This is a genomic window from Streptomyces sp. NPDC102279 (assembly GCF_044766365.1).
In the GTDB taxonomy this organism is placed as follows: domain Bacteria; phylum Actinomycetota; class Actinomycetes; order Streptomycetales; family Streptomycetaceae; genus Streptomyces.
The window spans coordinates 222,717-245,620 of sequence record NZ_JBIWLU010000003.1; the positions used below are offsets into that span (position 1 = coordinate 222,717).

Below are 22,904 nucleotides of genomic sequence, written 5' to 3' on the forward strand. Positions count from 1 at the left end.
AGCCCGCCGTGGCCGGCACCCTGAAGAACGTGACTGACGACTCCTTCGAGCAGGACGTCCTCAAGAACGACAAGCCCGTTCTGGTGGACTTCTGGGCCGCCTGGTGCGGCCCCTGCCGTCAGATCGCCCCGTCGCTGGAGGCCATCGCCGCCGAGTACGGCGACAAGATCGAGATCGTCAAGCTCAACATTGACGAGAACCCGGGCACGGCCGCCAAGTACGGCGTCATGTCGATCCCGACCCTGAACGTCTACCAGGGTGGCGAGGTCGCCAAGACCATCGTCGGCGCGAAGCCGAAGGCCGCGATCGTGCGGGACCTCGAGGACTTCATCGCCGAGTAGTCGAAGGCGTCCGCCCACGCGGCGCATGTTTCACGTGAAACACGAAGGGGCCGACCTGAAGAGGTCGGCCCCTTTGCTTGTCCCGCCTCGCGCCGCTCGCGGTGTTAGTGGTGCCCGGGGGGCCGGCGCAATCAGGCGACACGCCCCCAACGGACGTCACAGGGGGCGGAGGACCGGTTCCTTCTGTACGGCTCCGAGAAGGCGGTCCAGCGCCATCTCCACGTCTTCCTTCCAGGAGAGCGCCGTCCGCAGCTCCAGCCTCAGGCGAGGGTAGGTGGGATGGGGCCGCACCGTCTTGAATCCCACCGCGAGAAGGTGGTCGGCAGGGAGCACACAGGCCGGCTCCTTCCACCGAGCGTCGCCGAAAGCCTCGATCGCTTTGAAGCCTCGCTGGAGCAGATCCTTGGCGACCGTCTGGACCATCACTCTGCCCAGCCCCTGCCCCTGGTACCCCGGCATGATGAACGACGTGATGAGCTGAACCGCGTCCGGCGACACAGGGCTTGTGGAGAACGCCGTGGACCGGGGGACGTACGCCGGCGGCGCGTAGAGGATAAAGCCCACCGGGACGTCGTCCACGTAGACCACCCGGCCACAGGATCCCCAGTCCAGCAGCACCGCGGAGATCCACGCCTCCTTCTCCGAGGCTGCCGTGCCCGCCTTTACCGCGGCCTCACCACTGACGGGATCCAGCTCCCAGAAGACACACGACCGACAACGCTGGGGAAGGTCCGGAAGGTTGTCCAGCGTGAGCGGTACGAGCCGACGCCCCATGAAGGATCTTCCTCGCTTCCTTCCCCCGCGGCGTCACGGGCGGATGTCAGATGGCTCCGCTCCTTGAGCAGGCTGCCGACGAACCCTCCGACGGCCCCCAGGCCCAGCCCTGCGGTGACCAGTCCGGTACGGCTCACGGTGTGCATGGCCCCCGCCTCCCCTATGAAGGTGCTGCCAGGTGAATGCGCCATACCCATCGCATCGTATCCACGATGCGATTCCATCGATACCGACAGAAAGCAAAGAGCGGGCCGTGTCCGGTGAGCACCGGACACGGCCCGCTCCGCGCCGGTGGACCGACCAGAGATCGGTCCACCGGAAGCCGACTCAGGCCTCCGTGTCGTCGGAACCGTCGTCCAGAAGGCTCTTCTGAAGGACCGGTCCCTCGCCAGGAGCGAAGGAGCCGAGGATGCGTTCAAGGTCTTCCATCGAAGCGAACTCGACAGTGATCTTGCCCTTCTTCTGCCCCAGGTCGACCTTCACCCGCGTCTCGAAGCGATCCGACAGACGGGTCGCCAGCTCACTCAACGCGGGAGAGACCCGGCCGCCGGCCCGCGGACCCTTGGCACGCTGAGCCGACTGCGGACGCGACCCCATGAGGGTGACGATCTCCTCCACGGCTCGCACCGAGAGGCCCTCGGCCACGATGCGGTGGGCCAGGCGGTCCTGCTCCTCCGAGTCGTCGACGGAGAGGAGGGCACGCGCGTGACCGGCGGAGAGAACCCCGGCGGCGACACGACGCTGAACGGACGGCGAGAGCTTCAGCAGACGCAGCGTGTTGGAGACCTGCGGACGGGAGCGTCCGATCCGGTCGGCCAGCTGGTCGTGCGTGCAGTTGAAGTCCTTGAGCAGCTGGTCGTAGGCGGCTGCCTCTTCCAGCGGGTTCAGCTGGGCACGGTGCAGGTTCTCCAGCAACGCGTCCAGGAGGAGCTTCTCGTCGTCCGTGGCACGGACGATCGCGGGAATGGCCTCAAGTCCCGCCTCGCGACAGGCCCGGAAGCGCCGCTCACCCATGATGAGCTCGAAGCGCGACGGACCGACCTGCCGCACGACGACCGGCTGGAGGAGCCCGACCTCCTTGATGGAGGTGACGAGTTCGGCCAGGGCGTCCTCGTCGAAGACCTCACGCGGCTGGCGCGGGTTCGGAGTGATGAAGTCCAGGGGCAGCTCGGCGAAGTGAACACCGACCGGCGCCTGCAACTCATCCGCAGACCCGCTCGACGACGGCTCCTCGGTTTCATGTGAAACAGGCGGCAGTGTCGTCACCTTGGCCGCCGCCACCCCGCGCTCCGCGGTGAGGACGGGGCCGGAAGCCGGCGTCATGGACGCCCCGCTCCCTGAACCGCCCACACGCTCACCTGTCGGAGCCGCGGGGATCAATGCGCCAAGACCCCGTCCCAGCCCCCTTCGTCGCTCGCTCACTGGATCCCCTCCACCGTGTTCCGATCGTTCCGTGCGCCCGCATGGGCATGTTGTGCGTCGTACGACACTCCGGCTCCGCGGAGGGCGATCTCTCGGGCGGCCTCCAGGTACGAGAGAGCACCGCTCGAACCCGGATCGTAGGTCAGGACCGTCTGCCCGTAGCTCGGAGCCTCGGAGATGCGGACCGAGCGCGGAATGCTCGTCCGCAGTACCTCTTTGCCGAAGTGGCTGCGCACCTCATCCGCGACCTGGGACGCCAGACGCGTCCGGCCGTCGTACATGGTGAGCAGAATCGTCGAGACGTGAAGGTTGGGGTTGAGGTGCCCGCGCACCAGGTCGACGTTGCGCAGAAGCTGGCCCAGACCTTCCAGTGCGTAGTACTCGCACTGGATGGGGATGAGGACCTCGGCGCCGGCGACGAGTGCGTTGACGGTCAGCAGACCGAGCGACGGCGGGCAGTCGATGAGGATGTAGTCCAGCGGCTGCTCGTACGCCAGGATCGCCCGTTCCAGTCGACTCTCGCGAGCCACCAGCGACACCAGCTCGATCTCCGCACCGGCGAGATCGATCGTCGCGGGAGCGCAGAACAGACCCTCGACATCAGGGACCGCCTGAACCACTTCGGAGAGCGGCCTGCTGTCGATCAGCACGTCGTAGATCGACGGGACCTCGGCGTGATGGTCGATGCCCAGCGCGGTGGAGGCATTGCCCTGAGGGTCGAGGTCGATCACCAGGACGCGGCCGCCGTGCAGGGCCAGCGAGGCAGCAAGATTGACCGTGGTCGTGGTCTTACCCACCCCACCCTTCTGGTTGGCGACCACCATGACTCGGGTCTGCTCGGGCCGTGGCAGGCCCTCGCCGGCGCGACCTAGCGCCTCCACAGCCAGTTGGGCAGCACGACCGATGGGAGTGTCGTCCATAGGGGGCGGTGTTTCACGTGAAACATCCTCCCCCATCGACTCGGTACGGGGACCGGGGACCGGATCGGTCATCGGTCCCGCGATGTTGGCGTCGGACCGCAAGGATTCACTCTCCTCGACTTCAGGCTCGCAATGAACAGAGCCTCCCATGCGATCGGGGTCGTGAACCAGCGAGGCCCGTTGTTCTGTGGAGAAATCCACCTCTGTGGACAACTCCGCACCCTCTCCGAGTGAACCGAGAGGCTTTCGGTCGCGAGGTTCGGCCGCAGCGCGGCCGCGACTGATGATGCCGTGCAACAGTGAGCGACGTTTCACGTGAAACACGATGCCTAGCCGCTCGGGCCATCGCGGCGCGACACTCCGAGATGGGGAGGTTTGGCTGCTTGTGTGGAGTACGGCTCGCCCCGAGGACGGCTCCGCGGGAGTGACAAAGAACTCCTCTCCACGAGACAGCAGAACTCCCGGCTCCCTTACCCAGGGAACCGGGAGCAGAGGTGTCGATACCGCCCGTCGTCAGCGGCGGCGGCGCGTTCGACCCGTCCTGGCAGCCTTGGCCCGCTTGGCAGCGAAACGCACACCGCCGGGACTCTCGCCCACTTCGACGCGCACGACGGTGGACAGCGGGTCCACGACCCCCTCGCCCACATGCAGAACGGAGGTCTCCACCGCACCGAGCTTGCTGAGCGCGGTGGAAGCGGCCTTCAGCTCCTCCTCGGCCGTATCCCCCTTGAGGGCGAGCATCTCGCCGTAGGGGCGGAGCAGCGGGATTCCCCAGGCGGCGAGCCGGTCGAGCGGGGCGACCGCCCGGGCCGTCACCACGTGCACCGGTTGGAGCGTGCCCATGACCTCCTCGGCCCGGCCGCGCACGACGGTCACATGGTCAAGTCCGAGGAGTTCCACGACCTCGGTGAGGAAAGTCGTCCGGCGCAGAAGCGGCTCAAGCAGTGTGATCTTGAGGTCTTCCCTGACGAGCGCCAGCGGGATACCGGGCAGTCCGGCACCGGAGCCGACGTCGCACACGGTCACACCCTCGGGCACGACCTCGGAGAGCACCGCGCAGTTCAGCAGGTGCCGCTCCCAGAGCCGGGGCACCTCACGGGGCCCGATCAGCCCGCGCTGCACTCCCGCCTCGGCCAGCAGCTCCGCGTACCGGACCGCGTCCGTGAAGCGATCGCCGAATACCTCGCGCGCCTGCTCCGGCGCGGGGGGAAGCTCCGCTGCCTCCGTCACGGGGGACCGTCCTTCCGTACCGCTTGAGCGCTCTGGGCGCTGATCACCAGGACTACCAGGGACTAACAGCTGTCGAGGACCGCAGGTGCGGGTACCGCGGCCGGCGTTCCACGTAGGGGACACAGCTTCAGGGGGACTACCAGGCTGACAAAGTTCGGCCCCGTCTGCGCAACAGACGGGGCCGAGGGAGCGTACGTACCGATCAGGCGGGGAGCACGACGACGAAGCGCTGCGGCTCCTCGCCCTCGGACTCGCTGCGCAGGCCCGCGGCCTTGACCGCGTCGTGCACCACCTTGCGCTCGAAGGGCGTCATCGGGTCCATCTTGACCGGCTCGCCGGAGCTCTTGACCTCGGCGGCGGCCTTGGCTCCCAGCTCGGAGAGCTCCTCACGCTTCTGAGCGCGGAAGCCCGCGATGTCCAGCATCAGCCGGCTGCGGTCCCCGGTCTCCCGGTGCACGGCCAGACGCGTGAGCTCCTGGAGTGCCTCCAGCACCTCGCCGTCGCGGCCGACCAGCTTCTGCAGGTCGCGGCCGGCCGAGTCGCTGATGATCGAGACAGCGGCGCGGTCGGCCTCGACGTCCATGTCGATGTCGCCGTCGAGGTCGGCGATGTCGAGCAGACCCTCGAGGTAGTCCGCCGCGATCTCGCCTTCCTGCTCCAGGCGGGTCAGGGTGTCGCCCTCAGCGGCGGCGGAGGTGGTGCCTTCCGTCACGGGATGGACTCCTTCTTACTTCTTGGACGGGGACTTGGGCCGCTGTGGGCCCTTGCGCTGTCCGGACTGGGCCTTGCTGCGGGTACCGGCGGCGGGCTTCGCCGCGGAGGGCTTGGCGTCCTGTGGCTCGTCGGACTTGCTCAGCGACGTCTTCGGTTCGGACTCGTCCTCGGGTTTGGCCCCGCCGGCGGTCACGGCCGACTGGCGCTGCGACTTGGACTGCCGCTTCGGCTGCTGACGCTTGGGAGCCGCCGGAGCCGTCGTCGTGGTGCCGTCCTCGGTCTCTACGACCGTCGCGCTGTCACCCTTCGTCACGACCCCGTCGGGCTGGGCCACGAGACCCGCCTTGGTGAGACCGTTGATGAACTTGCGCTCGAACTCGTTGCGGTCGCGGCCCTTCGAGACGATGGCCTTGACGATGGCCTTCTCGCTGCGCCGGCGTGTCTTGCCGTGGCTCGTGACGTGCTTCTGCAGGCGCTCCAGGTAGGCGGCCTGAGCCTTCGAACCCGGGGTCGGGTTGTTGCGGATGACGTACATCTGCTGGCCCATGGTCCACACGTTGGTGGTCAGCCAGTAGACGAGGACACCGACCGGGAAGTTGATGCCGAAGACGGCGAACATGACCGGGAAGACGTACATCAGCATCTTCTGCTGCTGCATGAAGGGCGTCTTCACCGTGGTGTCGACGTTCTTCGTCATCAGCTGACGCTGGGTGTAGAACTGCGAACCCGACATCATCACGATCATGATCGCGGTGACGACTCGGACGTCCGTGATCGTGGCACCAAGAGCAGCGACCTTGTCGGCGCTGTCCGTGAACTTCGCGGCGAGCGGGGCACCGAAGATGTGGGCCTGACGTGCGCTGGCGAGCAGCTGATCGTCGATGACGCCGATCGTCTTGCCCGTCGCGATGCCGTTGAGCACGTGGTACAGGGCGAAGAAGAACGGCGACTGGGCCAGGATGGGAAGGCACGAGGAGAGCGGGTTGGTACCCGACTCCTTGTACAGCTTCATCATCTCTTCGGACTGGCGCTGCTTGTCGTTCTTGTAGCGCTCCTGGATCTTCTTCATCTCGGGCTGCAGCGTCTGCATGGCCCGAGTGGCCTTGATCTGCTTCACAAAGAGCGGGATCAGGCAGATACGGATCAAAATCACCAGGGACACGATGGACAAGCCCCAGGCCCAGCCCGTGTCAGGGCCGAAGATCTGCCCGTACACGGAGTGGAACTGGACGATGACCCAGGAAACGGGTGTCGTGATGAAGCTGAAAAGACTGGCAATCGTGTCCACTAATCAGGCTCCTTGAGCATGGGACGGGGTCTCGGCGGCCGGGCTCGGGGCAGTGGTCTCCCCGGTGGCCGGTTCGGCGGCGGAGTTCCCGCCCTTGCGTGCACGCCAGGCGTTACGCAGCAATTCGTGCCACCGCGGACGCTTGCGTTGCGGAACATGGTCCACACCGCCCAGCGACCACGGATTGCACCGGAGGATGCGCCAGGCGGTAAGTGCCGTTCCCTTGATCGCACCGTGCCGGTCGATGGCTGTGTAGCCGTAGTGGGAGCACGACGGGTAGTACTTGCAGACCGGCCCGAGCAACGGGCTGATCGTCCACTGATAGATCTTGATCAGAGCAAGCAGTGGGTACTTCATCGCGCGCCCCCTCCCAGTAGCCGCTCGATGGCGGCATCCAGGTCTCGGGCCAGCTGTTCATGGTCGGCGTCACCCGCACCGGGCAGCGCTCGTACGACTACCAGGCTACCGGGGGGCAGCAGTGCGACTCGGTCACGCATCAGATGGCGAAGCCTGCGCTTCACCTTGTTGCGTACGACCGCTCCGCCCACGGCTTTGCTCACGACGAAACCCGCACGCGTCTGGGGAGCGCTCTCCCCAGGCGCGTGCGGGTCCGGTGCACCGCTACGAAGGTGGACGACGAGGAGCGGGCGTCCGGCCCGGCGTCCTCGGCGTACCGCGGTCGCGAAGTCCTCGCGCCGCCTCAGCCGATGCTCGGTAGGCAGCACGAGATCATGACCTGTTTGTTATCAGGCGGACAGTTCGGCGCGACCCTTGCCACGGCGGTTCGCGAGAATCGCGCGGCCGGCACGGGTGCGCATCCGCAGGCGGAAGCCGTGGGTCTTGGCGCGACGACGGTTGTTCGGCTGGAAGGTGCGCTTGCTCACTAGGGGGCTCCAGAAAGAATCGGTGGTGGCGGGGTGCCGTCCTGGCTGTCACCGTGCGCCCACGAGGAAACTCGTATTACGCCCGAGTGCACCGCTTCCCGATCACTCTTCGCGATCTGTGCCCATCGGAGGCAGGCGGCAGCAGCCATCGACAACTCGACCTGGTTACGGTACGCGCGGCTACGCCATCCGGTCAAACCAGTCCCTCGCAGGAGACACTATCCACAGGCTGGGGACAACAACTTGAACCGTACCGGTCGCCCTGACTACCGTGGCTGAACTCCGATTCGTTCCGTTCTCGCCGCCCCAGCGGTTTTGTTCCTCCGCCCCGCCCCGCCTGATTTACCAACCCGTTCCCAGAACCACACGTTCGTGGGACCCGTGAGAGAGCGTGCCCTGTGGCTGACGTACCTGCCGATCTTGCCGCAGTGTGGCCACGAGTACTGGAACAACTCCTCGGTGAGGGCCGTGGGCAGGGCGTCGAGGTCAAGGACGAGCACTGGATCAAACGCTGCCAGCCCCTGGCCCTGGTCGCGGACACCGCCCTGCTCGCCGTCCCGAACGAATTTGCGAAAGGCGTCCTTGAAGGCCGTCTCGCGCCGATCGTCAGCGAGACGCTGAGTCGCGAGTGCGGCCGCCCGATCCGTATCGCGATCACCGTGGACGACTCCGCCGGCGAGCCGCCCCCCACGCCCGCCGCCCCTCGCTACGAGGAGTCGGAGCACCCCACCGGACAGGGCCGCGACGCGTACGAGAGCCAAGGACGCGAAGAGCGCAGCCCCTATGACAACGCTCAGGGCCGCGACGACCGCGGCGCCTACGAGGGCGGACAGGGGCGCGACGACCGCAACGCCTACGAAGGCCAGCGGGACGACCGCGCCGCCTACGACGGCCAGGGCCGCGACGACCGCAACCCCTACGAGCCGCAGGGGCGCGAGGAGCGCAGCCCGTACGAGCCCCAGCGGCGCGACGGATACGAGGGGTACGGCCGCCACCGCGCCGACGACCACCGCGGCGGCCGCTCCGAGCCGCTGCCCGGCGCGCCCGGCGACCAGCTCCCGACCGCGCGTCCCGCCTACCCGGACTACCAGCGCCCCGAGCCGGGTGCCTGGCCGCGGCACTCGCAGGACGACTACGGCTGGCAGCAGCAGCGTCTGGGGTTCCCGGACCGGGACCCCTACGCCTCGCCGCAGCAGGACTACCGGCCGCAGTCGATGGACCGCTCGCCCTACGAGCAGCAGCGCCAGGACTACGACCAGTCGCGCTCGGACTACGACCAGCGTCCCGACCGCCGCGACCTCCAGGACCCCTCCGGCAACGGCCAGGTGCGCAGGGGCGGTCCCTCGAGCGGCGCTCCCGGACCGAAGGCGGCGCAGCCCGCGCCGGCATCGGGTCCGGGCGAGCCCACCGCGCGGCTGAACCCGAAGTACCTCTTCGACACGTTCGTCATCGGCGCCTCGAACCGCTTCGCGCACGCCGCCGCGGTGGCCGTCGCCGAGGCGCCGGCGAAGGCGTACAACCCCCTCTTCATCTATGGCGAGTCGGGCCTCGGCAAGACGCACCTGCTGCACGCGATCGGGCACTACGCGCGCAGCCTCTACCCGGGCACGCGGGTGCGGTACGTGAGTTCGGAGGAGTTCACCAACGAGTTCATCAACTCCATCCGCGACGGCAAGGGAGACAGCTTCCGCAAGCGGTACCGGGAGATGGACATCCTGCTCGTCGACGACATCCAGTTCCTCGCGGACAAGGAGTCGACGCAGGAGGAGTTCTTCCACACCTTCAACACGCTCCACAACGCGAACAAGCAGATCGTGCTCTCCAGCGACCGGCCGCCCAAGCAGTTGGTCACCCTGGAGGACCGGCTGCGGAACCGTTTCGAGTGGGGTCTGATCACGGACGTCCAGCCGCCCGAGCTGGAGACCCGGATCGCCATCCTCCGCAAGAAGGCGGTCCAGGAGCAGCTCAACGCCCCGCCGGAGGTGCTGGAGTTCATCGCGTCCCGGATCTCGCGCAACATCCGCGAGCTGGAGGGGGCGCTGATCCGGGTGACGGCGTTCGCGTCGCTCAACCGGCAGCCGGTGGACCTCGGTCTGACGGAGATCGTCCTCAAGGACCTGATCCCCGGCGGTGAGGACTCGGCCCCGGAGATCACGGCGCCCGCGATCATGGCGGCGACCGCCGACTACTTCGGGCTCACCGTGGACGACCTGTGCGGTTCCTCGCGCAGCCGGGTCCTGGTGACGGCGCGCCAGATCGCCATGTATCTGTGCCGTGAGCTGACCGATCTGTCGCTGCCGAAGATCGGTGCGCAGTTCGGCGGCCGCGACCACACGACCGTGATGCACGCGGACCGCAAGATCCGCGCGCTGATGGCCGAGCGCCGCTCCATCTACAACCAGGTCACGGAGCTCACGAACCGCATCAAGAACGGCTGACACAGGCGGCCGCAGCAGCCTGCCGAGGGCGCCCCGGGACATCTTCCCGGGGCGCCCTCCGCCGTTTCCGGAAGCTCGCCAGGCGCGTGCGTCGGGGCTCGGTCGTCCTCTCGCGGGTCCCCTCCGCCCCCGCCCCGGAGTTCAGGAACCCCCTTCGGAGGGATACGGGGCCCTTCCCGAGCGGTCGGACGCGTCCTGCCAGTGCCCGTGGAAGCGTCCTGCGAGCGCTCGGAAACGCGTTTCGACGGCTTCTGACGGCCTCACCCAGGGCTCGGAGACCTCCGCCACCGCTACCGGCCCGACACCTGCTGTTCGAATCCGGGCGGGGTTACGGCCACCCTCCACAGATTCGGTGACTTTCTGCTGTCCACATCCTGGGGACCGGGAAGTTGTCCAGATCGTGTCCACAGGGGAGTCTGTTGAAAGACCATCAGACCAGGTCAACCACCTGTGGATTCGTGGACGAAGCCTGTCCACACCCTGTGGACAAAGAAAAGACCCACAGGGTGTGCACCGAGTTGTCCACTGGCAGCCCACAGGCGGGAGCCCGTTGTCCCCAGCGATCTCCAGCTTCTCCACACCTCTGTCCACTGTTCGGCAACGCGACGCGCGATCTCACCGGGTCGAGTGAAAGGCGTCACACCAAGGTGCCGGATTGGGCTGTGGGGAACGGGGGCAAAGCTGGGGACGGAGCTGGGGAGAAGTGGCCCCAGGCTGTGCATCGAGTGTGCAGAACTTTTCGCCGTCCACAGAGAGGCCTGGTTGTCCACCGCCTCCGCCCACAGGGCCAGTGGACAAAAAACCGCCTCTGAGCTGCGAAAACGGGGTTATCCACGGTTTCCACAGCCCCTACTACTAAGACCAACTAGAGAGAGTCTGGGAAACGTTTCGAAGACGGGGCTGTGCACAACTCGCTCTCGGCGGCTCGACTGCCGCTCGGCACGACTTGACCCCGAGGGGCAACGACTGTCAGCGAGGTGCGTCAGACTGTTCCCCGGTGTCCTTCCCCTCACAGGGCCGAACGACACCGAGTCAGACGACGAAGGCCAGCAGGGCGAGAGCGCCGGCAACAGACGGAGGCGGCAACGGTGAAGATCCGGGTGGAACGCGACGTACTCGCGGAGGCAGTGGCCTGGGCGGCACGCAGCCTCCCGGCCCGTCCGCCGGCTCCTGTGCTCGCCGGCCTCCTTCTGAGGGCCGAGGAGGGCGCCCTGAGCCTCTCCAGCTTCGACTACGAGGTCTCGGCGCGGGTCTCCGTGGACGCGGAGATCGACGAGGAGGGCACGGTCCTCGTGTCCGGCCGTCTCCTCGCCGACATCTGTCGCGCCCTCCCCAACCGGCCGGTGGAGATTTCCACAGACGGTGTACGGGCGACCGTGGTCTGCGGCTCCTCGCGCTTCACCCTCCACACCCTGCCTGTGGAGGAGTACCCGGCGCTGCCGCAGATGCCGTCGGCGACCGGCACCGTCCCCGGTGAGGTCTTCGCCTCCGCCGCCGCCCAGGTGGCCATCGCCGCCGGACGCGACGACACGCTTCCCGTCCTCACCGGCGTGCGGATCGAGATCGAGGGCGACACCGTCACCCTCGCGTCCACCGACCGCTACCGCTTCGCGGTCCGCGAGTTCCTGTGGAAGCCGGAGAACCCCGAGGCGTCCGCGGTGGCCCTGGTGCCCGCCAAGACGCTCCTGGACACCGCCAAGGCCCTCACGAGCGGCGACAGCGTCATCCTGGCGCTCTCCGGCTCCGGCGCGGGCGAGGGCCTCATCGGCTTCGAGGGCGCCGGCCGGCGTACGACCACCCGTCTGCTCGAAGGCGACCTCCCGAAATACCGCTCGCTGTTCCCGACCGAGTTCAACTCGATCGCCGTCATCGAGACCGCCCCCTTCGTGGAGGCCGTCAAGCGTGTGGCTCTCGTGGCCGAGCGGAACACCCCGGTGCGACTGAGCTTCGAGCAGGGCGTGCTGATCCTCGAGGCCGGTTCAAGCGACGACGCACAGGCTGTGGAAAGGGTCGACGCGCAGTTGGAGGGCGACGACGTCTCGATCGCCTTCAACCCGACGTTCCTGCTCGACGGCCTGAGCGCCATCGACTCGCCGGTGGCCCAGCTGTCCTTCACGACGTCCACGAAGCCCGCACTGCTGAGCGGCAGGCCCGCTCTGGACGCCGAGGCCGACGAGGCCTACAAGTACCTGATCATGCCGGTCCGCCTCTCCGGCTGACGTCCGGAGCCCGCCGGTTCCGAGGGGCCGGCGGGCGGCACCGCGGACGGAGTACACGTCTGAGCGGCTATGCCCCCAGATGCGCAGGTGTTCCCCCGGTGCCCGAAAGGCGTGGGTGGTCCCCCCCGGTCTAGGCTCGGACCCAGGTACGAGAGTGCCCTCACGCCACGTCGCAACCCTAAGGAACAACTGATGGAGCTCGGTCTCGTCGGCCTCGGCAAGATGGGCGGCAACATGCGCGAGCGGATCCGCCGCGCAGGCCACACCGTCATCGGATACGACCGCAACCCGGACCTCGCCGACGTCCATAGCCTGGAAGAACTCGTGGGCAGGCTCAAGGGCCCGCGCGTGGTGTGGGTCATGGTCCCGGCCGGTGCCGCGACCCAGGCCACCGTCGACGAGCTGGCCGCCCTGCTGGAGCCGGGCGACGTCGTGGTGGACGGCGGCAACTCCCGCTGGACGGACGACGAGAAGCACGCCGTCGAGCTCGGCATCAAGGGCATCGGCTTCGTCGACTGCGGTGTCTCCGGCGGCGTCTGGGGCCTGGAGAACGGCTACGCGCTGATGTACGGGGGCACTCCCGAGAACGTCGAGAAGGTGCAGCCGATCTTCGACGCGCTCAAGCCCGAGGGCGACTTCGGTGCGGTGCACGCCGGCAAGGTCGGCGCCGGCCACTTCGCGAAGATGGTCCACAACGGCATCGAGTACGCCATGATGCAGGCGTACGCCGAGGGCTGGGAGCTGCTGGAGAAGGTCGACTCCGTCACCGACGTCCGCGAGGTCTTCCGGTCCTGGCAGGAGGGCACCGTCATCCGCTCCTGGCTGCTCGACCTCGCGGTCAACGCGCTGGACGAGGACGAGCACCTCGACAAGCTCAAGGGCTTCGCACAGGACTCCGGCGAGGGCCGGTGGACGGTGGAGGCCGCCATCGACAACGCGGTGCCGCTTCCCGCGATCACCGCGTCGCTCTTCGCCCGCTTCGCCTCGCGGCAGGACGACTCGCCGCAGATGAAGATGATCGCGGCCCTGCGCAACCAGTTCGGCGGCCACGCCGTCGAGAAGGCCTGATCGACGCCCCGGGTTCTCCACACCCGGGGTGACCCGGTTGTCCACAGCCGGGGAAAGAACCTGGGGACCGGGGTGACCCGGACCCCGGGCGGAACCCGAAACACCACGCTGGGGGAGGTCGGCGAACGACCATGCACGTCACGCATCTGTCGCTGGCCGACTTCCGCTCGTACGCCCGGGTCGAGGTTCCGCTCGACCCGGGCGTCACCGCGTTCGTAGGCCCCAACGGACAGGGCAAGACGAACCTGGTCGAGGCCGTCGGCTACCTGGCGACCCTCGGCAGCCACCGCGTCTCCTCCGACGCGCCGCTGGTCCGCATGGGCGCCGAGCGGGCGATCATCCGGGCCAACGTCCGCCAGGGAGAGCGCCAGCAGCTCATCGAGCTGGAACTGAACCCGGGCAAGGCCAATCGCGCCCGCATCAACAGGTCCTCTCAGGTCAAGCCCCGTGACGTACTCGGCATCGTGCGCACCGTGCTGTTCGCGCCCGAGGACCTCGCCCTGGTCAAGGGCGACCCCGGCGAGCGGCGCCGCTTCCTCGACGAGCTGATCACCGCGCGCTCCCCGCGCATGGCGGGCGTCCGCTCCGACTACGACCGCGTCCTCAAACAGCGCAACACCCTCCTGAAGTCGGCCGCGCTCGCCCGTCGGCACGGCGGCCGCACCATGGACCTCTCCACCCTCGACGTGTGGGACCAGCACCTCGCGCGCGTGGGCGCCGAGCTGCTCGCCCAGCGACTCGACCTGGTCGCCGCGATCCAGCCGCTGGCCGACAAGGCGTACGAGCAGCTGGCACCCGGCGGCGGACCCGTCGCCCTCGAGTACAAGGCCTCCTCGCCCGGCATCGTGGGCCACGCGCGCGAGGAGCTCTTCGCGCAGTTGATCGCGGCCCTGGAGGAGGCCCGCAAGTCCGAGATCGAGCGCGGCGTGACCCTCGTGGGCCCCCACCGCGACGACCTCGTACTCAAGCTGGGCCAGTTGCCCGCCAAGGGATACGCCTCGCACGGCGAGTCCTGGTCGTTCGCGCTGGCGCTGCGCCTGGCCTCGTACGACCTGCTTCGCGCCGAGGGCAACGAACCGGTGCTGGTCCTCGACGACGTGTTCGCCGAACTGGACAGCCGCAGGCGCGAGCGGCTCGCGGAACTCGTCGCCCCGGGCGAGCAGGTGCTGGTGACGGCGGCCGTGGACGACGACGTGCCGGGGGTCCTCAGCGGGACGCGGTACGTCGTGTCCGAAGGAACGGTGGAGCGCGTATGACGGAGAACACATCGGGAGCGGCTGCCGAGGGTGCGTCCGGCGAAGCCGCCCGCAAGAAGACCCCCGAACCGTCCGGCGTCGACCTCGCGCGCGTCGCGCTGCGCGCCGCGAAAGAGCAGGCACGCGCGCGTGGGGACGCTGCCCAGCAGAAGAAGCAGGCTCGCCGCGGAGGCGGTCTGCGCTCCGGCTCCGGCGCCGACGGCCGCGACCCCATGGCGCTGGGCGCCGCCATCAACCGGCTTCTCACCGAGCGCGGCTGGGAGACCCCGGCCGCGGTGGGCGGCGTGATGGGGCGCTGGCCGCAGATCGTCGGCGAGGACCTGGCCAACCACTGTGTCCCGCTGCGCTACGACGAGGACCCCGCTGAGCGGGTCCTGACCGTGCAGTGCGACTCGACCGCCTGGGCCACCCAGCTGCGCCTGCTGGCCCCGCAGCTCGTCGCACGGCTCAACGAGGACCTCGGCCATGGCGCCGTCCGCCTGATCAAGGTCCTGGGCCCCAACGGCCCCGCCCGCCGCTACGGGCCCCTGCGGGCTCCCGGCAGCAAGGGTCCCGGCGACACCTACGGATGACCTCCGCGCGGTGCTCGTCCCGACTTCGGCGATCACCCGCGTCTCCCCCGGAGCCACGCCGGTTCACCCCAGGCCTCTTTCGTCACTCCTCCTCACGGGCATCGCGCGTCCACGTCGAGCCCGCGCCGCTCCGAGCCCGGCGGCGGCCGACCTGCCGACGTCTCCTCCCCTTGATCCTCCGCGACGCCCGTTCTCCCTGTTCAGGGGCGTGCTGAGCCCCTTTAGGCAGCTGTTCCACGCACCTCGTACGGCCGATCCCGGCCTGCTCCGGAGGGCTGACGGGGGAAACCGGATGCAGTTGCGAAGACCGACCTGACTTGCCAGTAGCCAAGGGTTGACACCCGGAAGCGCTGAGTGCCGCTGTGAGCCTCTTTGGGCCCGGGTCCGCATATGGGGAGTCGGGCGAGACCGGTTCAGGGCGGCACATGCGGACTCAGGTACCGGCAAACCCCCATCACTGTCGGCGCTACCGGTAGACTGAGAGCTAATCCCGCCCCACTTGTGGGACGCACCGAGCAACGCTGACTAAGGCTTACCAACGCAACACGCCGCAGCCGCTCCGGCCACCCGCCGGCAGTTTGGCTTGTGCTGTGCCAGAAAGGGCGCTTCGTGGCCGATTCCGGCAACCCCAACGAGAACATCCCGTCCATCGACGCCGGCATGAACGGCGAGGTCACAGCCTCGTACGACGCCAGCGCCATCACCGTCCTCGAGGGTCTGGACGCGGTCCGCAAGCGACCCGGCATGTACATCGGGTCGACCGGTGAGCGCGGGCTCCACCACCTCGTGTACGAGGTCGTGGACAACTCGGTCGACGAGGCGCTGGCCGGCCACGCCGACACGATCGACATCACGATCCTCCCCGACGGTGGCGTCCGCGTCACCGACAACGGCCGAGGCATCCCGGTGGGCATCGTCGCCTCGGAGGGCAAGCCGGCCCTCGAGGTCGTGCTGACCGTCCTGCACGCGGGCGGCAAGTTCGGCGGCGGCGGCTACGCGGTCTCCGGTGGTCTCCACGGCGTCGGCGTCTCCGTCGTGAACGCGCTGTCGAGCAAGATCGCCGTCGTGGTCAAGACGGACGGCCACCGGTACACGCAGGACTACAAGCTGGGCGTCCCGACAGCCCCGCTCTCGAAGCACGAGGCCACGGACGAGACCGGCACGTCGGTCACCTTCTGGGCCGACGCGGACATCTTCGAGACCACGGAGTACTCCTTCGAGACGCTCTCGCGGCGCTTCCAGGAGATGGCGTTCCTCAACAAGGGTTTGACGATCAAACTCACTGACGAGCGCGAGTCGGCGAAGGCCACCGCTGGGGCGGACGAGGCCGGCGCGGACGAGAAGGACGAGGTCAAGACCGTCACGTACCACTACGAAGGCGGCATCGTCGACTTCGTGAAGTACCTCAACTCCCGCAAGGGAGAGGCGGTCCACCCCACGGTCATCGACCTTGAGGCGGAGGACAAGGACAAGAGCCTGTCCCTCGAAGTCGCGATGCAGTGGAACAGCGGCTACAGCGAGGGCGTGTACTCCTTCGCCAACATCATCCACACCCACGAGGGCGGTACGCACGAGGAAGGCTTCCGTGCGGCGCTGACCTCGCTCATCAACAAGTACGCGCGCGACAAGAAGCTTCTTCGCGAGAAGGACGACAACCTCACGGGTGACGACATCCGCGAGGGTCTGACCGCGATCATCTCGGTCAAGCTGAGCGAGCCTCAGTTCGAGGGCCAGACCAAGACCAAGCTGGGCAACACGGAGGCGAAGACCTTCGTCCAGAGGGCTGTCTACGAGCACCTCAACGACTGGCTGGACCGCAACCCGAACGAGGCCGCGGACATCATCCGCAAGTCCATCCAGGCGGCCACCGCGCGCGTGGCGGCCCGCAAGGCGCGTGACCTCACCCGCCGCAAGGGCCTCCTGGAGTCGGCGTCCCTGCCGGGCAAGCTGTCCGACTGCCAGTCGAACGATCCCACCAAGTGCGAGATCTTCATCGTCGAGGGTGACTCCGCCGGCGGCTCGGCCAAGTCCGGCCGTAACCCGCAGTACCAGGCGATCCTCCCGATCCGCGGAAAGATCCTCAACGTCGAGAAGGCGCGGATCGACAAGATCCTGCAGAACCAGGAGATCCAGGCACTGATCTCCGCCTTCGGCACCGGAGTCCACGAGGACTTCGACATCGAGAAGCTCCGCTATCACAAGATCATCCTGATGGCGGACGCCGACGTCGACGGCCAGCACATCAACACCCTGCTGCTGACCTTCCTGTTCCGCTTCATGCGGCCGCTGGTCGAAGCGGGTCACGTGTTCCTGTCGCGCCCGCCGCTCTACAAGATCAAGTGGGGCCGGGACGACTTCGAGTACGCGTACTCCGACCGCGAGCGCGACGCGCTGATCGAGCTGGGCCGCCAGGCCGGAAAGCGCGTCCGTGAGGACTCGATCCAGCGATTCAAGGGTCTCGGTGAGATGAACGCCGAGGAACTGCGCATCACGACCATGGACCAGGAGCACCGTGTCCTCGGTCAGGTCACGCTCGACGACGCCGCCCAGGCCGACGACCTGTTCTCGGTCCTCATGGGCGAGGACGTCGAGGCGCGCCGCGCGTTCATCCAGCGCAATGCCAAGGACGTCCGCTTCCTCGACATCTGAGTCGGTCTCAGCTGACCGCGTCAGAAAGGATCTTCACCAGCAATGACCGACGAGAACATTCCGAGCATCCCCGAAGAGGGCGAGATCGCCCTGCGCATCGAGCCCGTCGGGCTCGAGACCGAGATGCAGCGCTCGTACCTCGACTACGCGATGTCCGTCATCGTGTCGCGTGCGCTGCCCGACGTGCGGGACGGTCTCAAGCCCGTCCACCGCCGCGTCCTGTACGCGATGTACGACGGTGGCTACCGGCCCGAGAAGGGCTTCTACAAGTGCGCCCGCGTCGTCGGCGACGTCATGGGCACCTACCACCCGCACGGTGACTCCTCGATCTACGACGCGCTGGTCCGCCTCGCGCAGCCGTGGTCGATGCGGATGCCGCTGGTGGACTCCAACGGCAACTTCGGCTCTCCCGGCAACGACCCGGCCGCCGCCATGCGGTACACCGAGTGCAAGCTGAAGCCGCTGTCCATGGAGATGGTCCGCGACATCGACGAGGACACCGTCGATTTCAAGGACAACTACGACGGCCGCAACCAGGAGCCGACGGTCCTGCCGGCCCGCTTCCCGAACCTGCTGATCAACGGTTCGGCGGGCATCGCGGTCGGTATGGCCACCAACATCCCGCCGCACAACCTGCGCGAGGTCGCGGCCGGCGCCCAGTGGTACCTGGAGAACCCCGAGGCCTCTCACGAGGAGCTTCTGGACGCCCTGATCGAGCGCATCAAGGGCCCCGACTTCCCGAGCGGCGCCCTGGTCGTGGGCCGCAAGGGCATCGAGGAGGCGTACCGCACGGGGCGTGGCTCCATCACGATGCGCGCGGTCGTCGATGTCGAGGAGATCCAGAACCGCCAGTGCCTGGTGGTCACGGAACTGCCGTATCAGACCAACCCCGACAACCTCGCCCAGAAGATCGCCGACCTGGTCAAGGACGGCAAGATCGGCGGGATCGCGGACGTCCGGGACGAGACCAGTTCCCGTACCGGCCAGCGCCTCGTGATCGTGCTCAAGCGGGACGCGGTCGCCAAGGTCGTCCTCAACAACCTCTACAAGCACACCGACCTGCAGACGAACTTCGGCGCGAACATGCTGGCGCTCGTCGACGGTGTGCCGCGCACGCTCTCCCTGGACGCGTTCATCCGCCACTGGGTGACGCACCAGATCGAGGTCATCGTCCGGCGGACGAAGTTCCGGCTGCGCAAGGCCGAGGAGCGCGCGCACATCCTGCGCGGCCTCCTGAAGGCCCTGGACGCCATCGACGAGGTCATCGCCCTCATCCGGCGCAGTGACACCGTGGAGATCGCGCGAGAGGGCCTGATGGGCCTCCTGGAGATCGACGAGATCCAGGCGAACGCGATCCTCGAGATGCAGCTCCGTCGGCTCGCCGCCCTGGAGCGCCAGAAGATCGTCTCGGAGCACGACGAGCTCCAGGCCAAGATCCGCGAGTACAACGAGATCCTCGCCTCGCCCGTGCGTCAGCGCGGCATCATCAGCGAGGAGCTCGCCGCGATCGTCGAGAAGTTCGGCGACGACCGTCGTTCCAAGCTGGTGCCGTTCGACGGCGACATGTCCATCGAGGACCTGATCGCCGAAGAGGACATCGTCGTCACCATCACGCGCGGTGGCTACATCAAGCGGACGAAGACCGAGGACTACCGCTCGCAGAAGCGCGGCGGCAAGGGCGTCCGCGGCGCGAAGCTGAAGCAGGACGACATCGTCGACCACTTCTTCGTGTCGACGACGCACCACTGGCTGCTGTTCTTCACCAACAAGGGCCGCGTCTACCGCGCCAAGGCGTACGAACTTCCTGACGCCGGCCGGGACGCGCGCGGGCAGCACGTCGCCAACCTGCTGGCCTTCCAGCCGGACGAGGCGATCGCCGAGATCCTCGCCATCCGTGACTATGACGCGGCGCCCTACCTGGTGCTGGCCACCAAGGGCGGACTGGTCAAGAAGACGCCTCTCAAGGATTACGATTCGCCCCGCGCCGGCGGCGTCATCGCGATCAATCTCCGCGAGACGGAGGACGGTTCCGACGACGAACTGATCGGAGCCGAACTCGTCTCGGCCGAGGACGATCTGCTGCTGATCAGCAAGAAGGCCCAGTCGATCAGGTTCACCGCCACGGACGACGCTCTGCGACCGATGGGCCGTGCGACCTCGGGCGTCAAGGGAATGAGTTTCCGCGAGAGGGACCAGCTTCTCTCGATGAATGTTGTTCGACCCGGTACGTTCGTGTTCACTGCCACAGACGGTGGGTACGCGAAGCGGACCAACGTCGACGAGTACCGCGTCCAGGGTCGCGGTGGCCTGGGTATCAAGGCCGCCAAGATCGTCGAGGACCGCGGTTCTCTCGTCGGTGCGCTGGTGGTCGAGGAGACCGACGAGATCCTCGCCATCACGCTGTCCGGCGGTGTGATTCGTACGCGAGTCAACGAGGTCAGGGAGACGGGCCGTGACACCATGGGCGTCCAACTGATCAACCTGGGCAAGCGCGATGCCGTGGTCGGCATCGCTCGTAACGCCGAGGCCGGTCGTGAGGCGGAGGAGGTCGACGGCGGAGACGCTGTCGACGACGTCGCCGAAGGCGTCGAGGCCGTCGGTACGGAAGAGGGCGATCCGTCCTCGGCCGAGTAGCGCGAGGAGTGAGTTCATTGTGAGCGGAGCCACGGGCGCCGGATCGACCGGTACGGAAACGGACGGCGGCCGTGGCCCCGCCATGGATGAGGACGACTCCCATGACTCTCATGGATCCCAGGGGGGAACTGTGACGGACACCCGAGGCCAGCAGGCCCAGCAGTACGCGGGCGGGCAGGCGGCCCCGGCCGGGGCGACCTCGGCGCCGAGCGCGCCAGCGGCGGGACCGGCACTGCCGGGCTCACCGCTGCCGGGCGAACGGAACGGGCAGCAGCCCGCGCAGCCGTATCACCCGCCGCAGGCCTACCCGGCTCAGGCGCCTTCGAACGCGGTCCGCAGGCCGCGCACCGGCGCGCGCACCACGCCGCGCACACGCAAGGCACGGCTCCGGGTGGCCAAGGCCGACCCGTGGTCGGTGATGAAGGTCAGCTTCCTGCTCTCCATCGCGCTCGGCATCTGCACGATCGTGGCGGCCGCGGTGCTGTGGATGGTCATGGACGCCATGGGCGTCTTCTCGACCGTCGGCGGCACGATCTCCGAGGCGACGGGCTCGAACGAGTCGAACGGCTTCGACCTGCAGTCGTTCCTCTCGCTGCCGCACGTCCTGATGTTCACGTCGGTCATCGCGGTCATCGACGTCGTCCTCGCGACGGCTCTCGCGACCCTCGGCGCGTTCATCTACAACCTCTCCGCCGGCTTCGTCGGCGGTGTCGAGCTGACGCTCGCCGAGGACGAGTGAGGGCCCGCTCAAACGCCCTCTGACTATCGATTTTGGGACTGGCCGCGTCGTGCGCTAATCTTCAGAGGTCAGCGCGCGGGACACACACCGCAAAGCGCGGCGGGGCTATAGCTCAGTTGGTTAGAGCGCATCCCTGATAAGGATGAGGCCACAGGTTCAAATCCTGTTAGCCCCACAGCATCAAGACCCCCAACCGGTTCACGGTTGGGGGTCTTTGCGTTGCGTGTACGGGGGTTGTGGCGGGCTTCACGGGGGCGGGGGCCCTGGATGCCTCTCGGGGCCGTCACGGATGTGCCCGGGGAGGCCGGAGCCGCCCAGGCGGGCTGTTTCAACGGTGGCTGCGGTGGGCGTAGAGGAGGCGCGGCGGTGGTGTGCCGCGCTGTCGGAGTGATGGGGCACGGCCCGCGCCGTGGTGGGACACCGGCGGCGCCACGGTGGGGACGGCTGTCGCGTGGCGGGGCTGGGTGGCCTCCGACGGCCGGCCGCAGGGTGGTGAGACGTCGAAGGCCCGGCAACTCGTCCGAGTCGCCGGGCCTTTGCCCTGGGTGCTTTGTACGCAAGTTCGCCGCTACGTCAGGGGTCTGCGGGGTCTGTGCAAGGTGAGGCTGGGAGAAGAGGGGTCGGGAAAGCGGGGAGTGGCAAAAGGGGGTGCTGATAAAAGGTGGTGCCGAAGAGCGGTGCGGTGCGGAGGAGTACGTGAGGCGGGATGCTGCGGGGCTGCCAGGTTCGAGGAAGGCCAGGGACGACGCTCGGGCAGGGACGGGGCCCCCGTACGTGGTTCTGTCCTTGGTTCCCGCACTCGTTCTCGGACCGGCTCTCGTACGGTTTCGTGCTCCGTACGGTGTTCTCCCCTTGGACGTCGCGCGCTGGTCAGCGCTGGAGGGGTACCGGAGCCCTGAGGGGCGTGATCGCGGCCGCGTCGGTCGCCGCGAGGGCCGCGGGGTCGGAGCAGGCGGTGGGATCGGCCAGGCCTTCCGCTTCGGTCAGGCTCTCCGCCTCGGTGAGGGCGGCGGTGTCCGTCGCGTCCTCCTCGGCCGGCGCGCGGTGGCGGCAGCTCGGCGAGGAACCGTGGGCCTCGGCGCGGATCCGTTGCTTCATCGTCGGGGGGAGTGCCCGGCTGAAGGACAGGGTCCAGGGGGAGACCGTGGGGGCCGTCACAGCGGCCTCGGTGTTGCGGGCCGCGGTGGCCTGCGGTACGGCGGCGGCCGCGGTGGTCGTGATGAGTCCGAGCGTCGTGCACAGAGCCAGGAACGCGGTGACGATCGCGGTCCACAGCTTCATGACCTTGTTCTGGGTCATGGCCCCTCACTTTCGGGTCAGGCGATTTGCGTACTTTCCTCATGATGTGTATGCGGGCCGCGAAGTGGTGGACCTACGCTCGTGGCGCGTCGATGTTCAGATGAACACCACCCGGATGGCCGCAAGTGACCGGGAAAGTCACCAGATGCCACTGAAAGTCACTTTCTGTGACATGTGATCACCCTCAGATCGGGGCGGTGATGTCCGGTCCTATTGCTGTTCTCAGGGCCGGAGTTGAGGGCTGAACCAGGTCACCGATCGGTATCGGTCGGTGTGTATAGTCGGGCGCCAGAAGTCCCCAACGTCAACGAAAGACGAGGTCGCGCGGTGAAGAAGCTTCTCCTGGTCGCACTGGCCGCCATCGGCGGGCTCCTCGTGTACCGCCAGATCCAGGCGGATCGCGCCGAGCAGGATCTGTGGACGGAGGCGACCGACTCCGTGCCTACGGGTTCGTGAG

At 67.8% G+C, this 22,904-nt stretch carries 20 protein-coding genes and 1 tRNA gene; 11 read left to right on the forward strand and 10 right to left on the reverse strand.

Translation table 11 applies throughout. The features are described from left to right. Positions 1-8: 8 nt before the first annotated feature. On the forward strand, positions 9-341 hold the full coding sequence (gene trxA, locus ACIRQH_RS07790) for a thioredoxin (protein ID WP_081218330.1): 333 nt from the start codon (positions 9-11) through the stop codon (positions 339-341). Positions 342-497: 156 nt separating this feature from the next. Here the strand turns inward: trxA and ACIRQH_RS07795 are convergent, their stop codons facing one another. The 9 genes from ACIRQH_RS07795 to rpmH form a co-directional block, all read right to left on the reverse strand. Beyond that, positions 498-1,115 (reverse strand): GNAT family N-acetyltransferase, encoded by a 618-nt coding sequence (locus ACIRQH_RS07795; RefSeq protein ID WP_358816837.1) that lies wholly within the window; start codon positions 1,113-1,115, stop codon positions 498-500. Between the two features lie 327 nt (positions 1,116-1,442). Then, positions 1,443-2,537: a ParB/RepB/Spo0J family partition protein gene (locus ACIRQH_RS07800; protein ID WP_388868297.1), complete on the reverse strand. Its 1,095-nt coding sequence runs from the start codon at positions 2,535-2,537 to the stop codon at positions 1,443-1,445. Then, positions 2,534-3,607 (reverse strand): ParA family protein, encoded by a 1,074-nt coding sequence (locus ACIRQH_RS07805; RefSeq protein ID WP_388868506.1) that lies wholly within the window; start codon positions 3,605-3,607, stop codon positions 2,534-2,536. Before ACIRQH_RS07805 ends, ACIRQH_RS07800 begins: the two co-directional genes overlap by 4 nt. Before the next feature lie 363 nt (positions 3,608-3,970). After that, on the reverse strand, positions 3,971-4,687 hold the full coding sequence (gene rsmG, locus ACIRQH_RS07810) for a 16S rRNA (guanine(527)-N(7))-methyltransferase RsmG (RefSeq protein WP_358816839.1): 717 nt from the start codon (positions 4,685-4,687) through the stop codon (positions 3,971-3,973). 202 nt (positions 4,688-4,889) lie between these two features. Continuing rightward, entirely contained in the window at positions 4,890-5,399 is a 510-nt protein-coding gene (locus tag ACIRQH_RS07815; protein ID WP_358816840.1) for a R3H domain-containing nucleic acid-binding protein, read from the reverse strand. A gap of 15 nt (positions 5,400-5,414) precedes the next feature. After that, complete coding sequence (gene yidC / locus ACIRQH_RS07820) at positions 5,415-6,689, reverse strand: membrane protein insertase YidC (protein ID WP_358816841.1); 1,275 nt, start codon at positions 6,687-6,689, stop codon at positions 5,415-5,417. Between the two features lie 3 nt (positions 6,690-6,692). Beyond that, the gene (yidD, locus tag ACIRQH_RS07825; RefSeq protein WP_081218337.1) at positions 6,693-7,046 is read right to left on the reverse strand and encodes a membrane protein insertion efficiency factor YidD; all 354 of its coding nucleotides are present in this window, start codon (positions 7,044-7,046) and stop codon (positions 6,693-6,695) included. Beyond that, positions 7,043-7,414, reverse strand: coding sequence for a ribonuclease P protein component (rnpA, locus tag ACIRQH_RS07830; protein ID WP_358816842.1), 372 nt, complete (start codon positions 7,412-7,414; stop codon positions 7,043-7,045). Before rnpA ends, yidD begins: the two co-directional genes overlap by 4 nt. Positions 7,415-7,435: 21 nt before the next feature. Continuing rightward, entirely contained in the window at positions 7,436-7,573 is a 138-nt protein-coding gene (rpmH, locus tag ACIRQH_RS07835) for a 50S ribosomal protein L34 (RefSeq protein WP_100597229.1), read from the reverse strand. Between the two features lie 398 nt (positions 7,574-7,971). Here rpmH and dnaA point away from each other — a divergent pair, with 398 nt between their 5' ends. The 9 genes from dnaA to ACIRQH_RS07880 all read left to right on the forward strand — a co-directional run bounded on the left by dnaA (position 7,972) and on the right by ACIRQH_RS07880 (position 21,323). Beyond that, on the forward strand, positions 7,972-10,011 hold the full coding sequence (gene dnaA / locus ACIRQH_RS07840; RefSeq protein ID WP_404224716.1) for a chromosomal replication initiator protein DnaA: 2,040 nt from the start codon (positions 7,972-7,974) through the stop codon (positions 10,009-10,011). 1,088 nt (positions 10,012-11,099) lie between these two features. Next, positions 11,100-12,230 (forward strand): DNA polymerase III subunit beta, encoded by a 1,131-nt coding sequence (dnaN, locus tag ACIRQH_RS07845; protein ID WP_149512458.1) that lies wholly within the window; start codon positions 11,100-11,102, stop codon positions 12,228-12,230. A 192-nt stretch (positions 12,231-12,422) separates the two neighbouring features. Next, positions 12,423-13,298 (forward strand): phosphogluconate dehydrogenase (NAD(+)-dependent, decarboxylating), encoded by an 876-nt coding sequence (gnd, locus tag ACIRQH_RS07850; RefSeq protein WP_358816844.1) that lies wholly within the window; start codon positions 12,423-12,425, stop codon positions 13,296-13,298. Between the two features lie 131 nt (positions 13,299-13,429). Then, the gene (gene recF, locus ACIRQH_RS07855; protein ID WP_388868307.1) at positions 13,430-14,554 is read left to right on the forward strand and encodes a DNA replication/repair protein RecF; all 1,125 of its coding nucleotides are present in this window, start codon (positions 13,430-13,432) and stop codon (positions 14,552-14,554) included. After that, positions 14,551-15,126 carry a DUF721 domain-containing protein gene (locus tag ACIRQH_RS07860; RefSeq protein WP_388868310.1) on the forward strand — a complete coding sequence of 192 codons (576 nt, stop codon included), beginning with the start codon at positions 14,551-14,553 and terminating at the stop codon, positions 15,124-15,126. The genes recF and ACIRQH_RS07860 overlap by 4 nt, the downstream gene beginning before the upstream one ends. A 585-nt stretch (positions 15,127-15,711) precedes the next feature. Further along, the gene (gene gyrB, locus ACIRQH_RS07865; protein ID WP_358816847.1) at positions 15,712-17,775 is read left to right on the forward strand and encodes a DNA topoisomerase (ATP-hydrolyzing) subunit B; all 2,064 of its coding nucleotides are present in this window, start codon (positions 15,712-15,714) and stop codon (positions 17,773-17,775) included. A 42-nt stretch (positions 17,776-17,817) separates the two neighbouring features. Then, the gene (gene gyrA, locus ACIRQH_RS07870) at positions 17,818-20,409 is read left to right on the forward strand and encodes a DNA gyrase subunit A (protein WP_358816848.1); all 2,592 of its coding nucleotides are present in this window, start codon (positions 17,818-17,820) and stop codon (positions 20,407-20,409) included. Positions 20,410-20,428: 19 nt separating this feature from the next. After that, positions 20,429-21,148, forward strand: coding sequence for a DUF3566 domain-containing protein (locus ACIRQH_RS07875; RefSeq protein WP_358816849.1), 720 nt, complete (start codon positions 20,429-20,431; stop codon positions 21,146-21,148). Between the two features lie 101 nt (positions 21,149-21,249). Further along, positions 21,250-21,323, forward strand: a tRNA-Ile gene (locus ACIRQH_RS07880). A 695-nt stretch (positions 21,324-22,018) separates the two neighbouring features. Here the strand turns inward: ACIRQH_RS07880 and ACIRQH_RS07885 are convergent. Then, the gene (locus ACIRQH_RS07885; RefSeq protein WP_388868315.1) at positions 22,019-22,447 is read right to left on the reverse strand and encodes a DUF6344 domain-containing protein; all 429 of its coding nucleotides are present in this window, start codon (positions 22,445-22,447) and stop codon (positions 22,019-22,021) included. A gap of 327 nt (positions 22,448-22,774) precedes the next feature. Here ACIRQH_RS07885 and ACIRQH_RS07890 point away from each other — a divergent pair, with 327 nt between their 5' ends. Continuing rightward, positions 22,775-22,903, forward strand: a complete 129-nt coding sequence (locus tag ACIRQH_RS07890) for a DLW-39 family protein (RefSeq protein WP_003999697.1) — start codon at positions 22,775-22,777, stop codon at positions 22,901-22,903. Position 22,904 lies beyond the last annotated feature (1 nt).

Coding starts and splice junctions, on each gene's coding strand:
- ACIRQH_RS07795 (WP_358816837.1), bottom strand. CDS start 1,115: ATGGGGCGTCGGCTCGTACCGCTCACGCTGGACAACCTTCCGGACCTT.
- ACIRQH_RS07805 (WP_388868506.1), bottom strand. CDS start 3,607: ATGGGAGGCTCTGTTCATTGCGAGCCTGAAGTCGAGGAGAGTGAATCC.
- yidD (WP_081218337.1), bottom strand. CDS start 7,046: ATGAAGTACCCACTGCTTGCTCTGATCAAGATCTATCAGTGGACGATC.
- gnd (WP_358816844.1), top strand. CDS start 12,423: ATGGAGCTCGGTCTCGTCGGCCTCGGCAAGATGGGCGGCAACATGCGC.
- recF (WP_388868307.1), top strand. CDS start 13,430: ATGCACGTCACGCATCTGTCGCTGGCCGACTTCCGCTCGTACGCCCGG.
- ACIRQH_RS07860 (WP_388868310.1), top strand. CDS start 14,551: ATGACGGAGAACACATCGGGAGCGGCTGCCGAGGGTGCGTCCGGCGAA.
- gyrA (WP_358816848.1), top strand. CDS start 17,818: ATGACCGACGAGAACATTCCGAGCATCCCCGAAGAGGGCGAGATCGCC.
- ACIRQH_RS07885 (WP_388868315.1), bottom strand. CDS start 22,447: ATGACCCAGAACAAGGTCATGAAGCTGTGGACCGCGATCGTCACCGCG.